We start from the raw sequence: 3,635 nt of genomic DNA on the forward strand, positions 1-3,635 counted from the left end.
TGACGAAACCGACCATCACCGACCGGGGCACGAAGCGCATGAGCTTGGCCACGCCGAGTACGCCGAGGACGATCTGCATGAGGCCGCCGAGGACGACGGCGGCGATGAGGTAGCCGAGGCCGTACTCGTGGTTGAGCGGTGCGATGACCAGGGCCATCGCGCCCGTCGCGGCGGAGATCATCGCCTTACGGCCGCCGACGACCGAGATGACCACGGCCATCGTGAACGACGCGAAGAGACCCACGGCCGGATCGACGCCCGCGATGATCGAGAAGGAGATGGCCTCGGGGATCAGCGCCAGGGCAACGACCAGGCCGGCCAGCACCTCGGTACGGAAGACCTTCGGGGAGGCGAGCCAGTCAGGCTTGACCGTGTTCTTCGAAAAACGCGCGCGGAACTTGGGAGCTTGGGACAGCGGTGAAGACATTCAACCGTTTCTGTTCAGGCGCACACGTCCACCGTCTGGACACACGCGCGTCGTACTCGACTCCACACAAAGGAGGAATCCCCGGCGGCCCGGCCTCGATGGGGGCCCTGCCGGATGAGGTGGCAGCCGCTACGGCTGCCGGTCGGGCATCGTCGCCCGGAAGTCTGGGAGTGCTGACGCGGCCCGGACGGGCCCGCGCTGTGGAGGTACCGCGTCGACTGCGCCTTTACAGTCTGGCCGCCCTCGACCATGACTCTACCCTGACGTGAGGGGAGAGTGCGAGTTTCTGCTTGTGAAATGCGGGTGAACCACACGCGCGGCCCGCAGGTGTCCGACGCGCAAACGAGAGCAGCTCAAGCGTTCGAAAACAGCGGGCTCGGCGGTATGCCGGGCGGCGACCGAGCGCCGGATACAGAGCGGCGAGAGCGGCGAGTGAACCGGCTTGCCCCTGTACGCGATCCGCCGTCACCTGAAGGCCGGCCCCGTCGCCCCCGAACTGCTCGACGAAGACGGGTTCCGGCGCTGCCCTTGCGTACGCGCCCCGCGTTGTCGGCCTCTCCCGCCGCGCGGCAATCCGTGCCAGCGGTGCGCACCGGGTGTCCGTGCCGGGCTCGGCCCGTGTGCTCCGGCGGCGGCCGTACGCCGCGGGTCGCGGGGTGGCCTTCGGCGGCGTCGCGTGCGCCGGTCGACGTCAGTCGTGGGCGGCGATGAGGTGGTCGAGCCGTGCGTCGGGGAACTCCCGCTCGAAGGAGTTCGCCTGCCAGCCGTCGACGAAGAGGGCGAGCTGCGCCTTGTCCCGGATGCGGGTCAGGGCCTCGCCCTTGACGATCCGGGAGCGGTTGAGTGCCTCCGCGCCGGACGCGTCGGTGGCACGGGCCAGGTGGTACGGCAGCATCTCCAGTCTCACGGCGGCGGAGAACTCCCCGGCCATGCGGGCGCTGACGACGTCGAACTGCATTGGCCCGACCGCGGCCAGCACCGGTGCCTGGTCGCCGCGCAGGTCGGAGACGAGGACCTGGACCACGCCCTCCTCGTCCAGCTGTGAGATGCCGCGCCGGAACTGCTTGGAGCGGGAGAGGTCGACCGGGCGGACGACGGCGAAGTGCTCCGGAGCGAAGGTCGGCATCGGCGGGAAGACGGCCGCCTGGTCGGCGTAGAGGGTGTCGCCGACGCGCAGGGCGGTCGCGTTGACGAGGCCGACGACGTCACCGGGGTAGGCGATGTCGACCATGGAGCGGTCCTGGCCGAAGACACTGTGCGCGTACTTGGTGGCGAAGGGCTTGCCGGAGACGGCGCGGGTGACGGTCATGCCGCGCTCGAAGATCCCCGAGCAGACCCGCATGAACGCGATCCGGTCCCGGTGCGCGGGGTCCATGTTGGCCTGCACCTTGAACACCAGCCCGGAGAACGGCGCGTCCACCGCCCGGGTCCCACCGCCCTCCAGCTCGCGCGGACCGGGCGGCGGGGCGAGGTCGACGACGGCGTCCAGCACCAGCCGTACGCCGATGTTGGAGATCGCCGCGCCGAAGAACACCGGTGTGGTCCGGCCCGCCAGGAACGCCTCCTGGTCATGTACGGCGCCGTCGGCACCCAGCAGCTCCAGCTCCTCGGCGGCCTTCTCCCAGTCCGTGCCCTCCTCGGCGGCGGCCTGCCCGGCCGGGACGGTCTCCTCGATCGCCTCGTGGGCGCCGCCCGGGGTGCGGGTGTAGCGCAGCATCCGCTCCGGCTGCCGTACGTCGATCAGGCCGCGCATGTATCCGGCGTCACCGACCGGCCAGACGATGGGGGTGGGCCTGAGACGGAACTCGCGCTCGATCTCGTCCAGCAGCTCCAGAGCCTCGCGGCCGGGCCGGTCCCACTTGTTGACGAACGTGATCACCGGGATGCCCCGGTGGCGGCAGACGTCGAAGAGCTTGCGGGTCTGCTCCTCCAGACCCTTGGCCGCGTCGATCAGCATCACCGCGCAGTCCACCGCCGCCAGCACCCGGTAGGTGTCCTCGGAGAAGTCCGCGTGACCGGGGGTGTCCAGCAGGTTCAGCACACAGCCGCGGTGCGCGAACTGCAGCACCGCGGAGGTGACGGAGATGCCACGGGCCTTCTCCATCTCCATCCAGTCCGAGGCCACCCCGCGCCGCCCCGACTTGCCGTGCACCGCGCCCGCCTCGGTGATCGCCTGCGCGTGCAGGGCGAGGGCCTCGGTCAGCGTGGACTTGCCCGCGTCCGGGTGGCTGATCACCGCGAACGTCCGCCGCCGGGCCGCCTCGCCGGCCGCCCACTCACCGCTCGAACTCATCGCACGACCTCCACCGCGGCGCCGGCCGTCGCCGAGGCATCCACGACCCGGGCCAGATGCCGGTGCAGGGAATGGGCGAACTCCTCCGCCTGCCCCAGCTGCCGGCGCAGATCCTCGCACCGCGCGTCCGCTTCGACCCAGTACTTGCGCAACCGTTCCACCAGTTCCTCGTGTGCTTGCTCGTCATTCTCCGGCAACGGCGCTCCGTCTGCGGGAAGCTGCTCCAACAGGTCCAACAGGGCCCGGACGTCCTCCAGGCAGAAGCCCAGCGGCCGTATGCGCCGCACCAGCGCCAGGCGGCGTACCTCGGCTTCGGTGAAGAGGCGGAAACCGCCGTCGCTGCGTTCGCTGGGGGTGACGACGCCGACGTCCTCGTAGTGGCGGATCGTCCGCAGGGACAAGCCCGTGCGCTCGGACACCTCGCCGATCTGCATCAGCCTTCCGGTCACGGCCCCACCGCCTCGCGTCGTGTGCCCGGCGTCCTTGCCGGACTACAAACCTACCCTGACGTTAGGGTAGATTGACAATCGTTGCTACGAGGGAGGCTCCCCGACAGGCCGCCGTCGTCGCCAGGCGGTGCCGCCCTCTTTCCCCCGAGGGGCGGCGCCGTCCCCCGACCGCCATGGGCGAGGGCCGACCGCGCCGTCGGCCGCCCGACCCCGCCTCAGGAGTCCGTAACGCCATCCGCATGGGTGTCCTCACATCCGGCGGCGACCGCCCCGGCCTCAACACCGTCATCCGGTCCGTCGTGCACCGCGCCGTCGCCGGCCACGGTGACGAGGTCATCGACTTCCGGGACGGCTGGAGGGGCCTGTTGGAGTGCGACCACCTCAAGCTCGACCTCGACGCGGTGAGCGGCGTCCTCGCTCGCGGCGGCACCATCCTCGGCTCGTCCCGGGTCCGCCCCGAGCATCT

Annotated in this window: 4 protein-coding genes; 1 reads left to right on the forward strand and 3 read right to left on the reverse strand. The window is 70.7% G+C overall.

The genetic code is table 11. The features are described from left to right. From RB628_RS39825 to RB628_RS39835, 3 genes are all read right to left on the reverse strand, one after another. The coding region (locus RB628_RS39825; RefSeq protein WP_318325535.1) for a SulP family inorganic anion transporter at positions 1 to 427 on the reverse strand (427 nt) is incomplete at its 3' end. A gap of 691 nt (positions 428 to 1,118) precedes the next feature. Further along, complete coding sequence (locus tag RB628_RS39830; protein ID WP_318325536.1) at positions 1,119 to 2,720, reverse strand: peptide chain release factor 3; 1,602 nt, start codon at positions 2,718 to 2,720, stop codon at positions 1,119 to 1,121. Then, on the reverse strand, positions 2,717 to 3,169 hold the full coding sequence (locus RB628_RS39835) for a MerR family transcriptional regulator (RefSeq protein ID WP_318325537.1): 453 nt from the start codon (positions 3,167 to 3,169) through the stop codon (positions 2,717 to 2,719). Before RB628_RS39835 ends, RB628_RS39830 begins: the two co-directional genes overlap by 4 nt. Positions 3,170 to 3,402: 233 nt before the next feature. Between RB628_RS39835 and RB628_RS39840 the strand changes: the two genes are divergently transcribed. Then, a partial coding sequence (locus tag RB628_RS39840; protein ID WP_318325538.1) for a 6-phosphofructokinase occupies positions 3,403 to 3,635 on the forward strand: 233 nt, incomplete at its 3' end.

The organism is Streptomyces sp. ADMS (assembly GCF_033441795.1).
Taxonomy (GTDB): Bacteria; Actinomycetota; Actinomycetes; order Streptomycetales; family Streptomycetaceae; genus Streptomyces.

Coding starts and splice junctions, on each gene's coding strand:
- RB628_RS39830 (WP_318325536.1), bottom strand. CDS start 2,720: ATGAGTTCGAGCGGTGAGTGGGCGGCCGGCGAGGCGGCCCGGCGGCGG.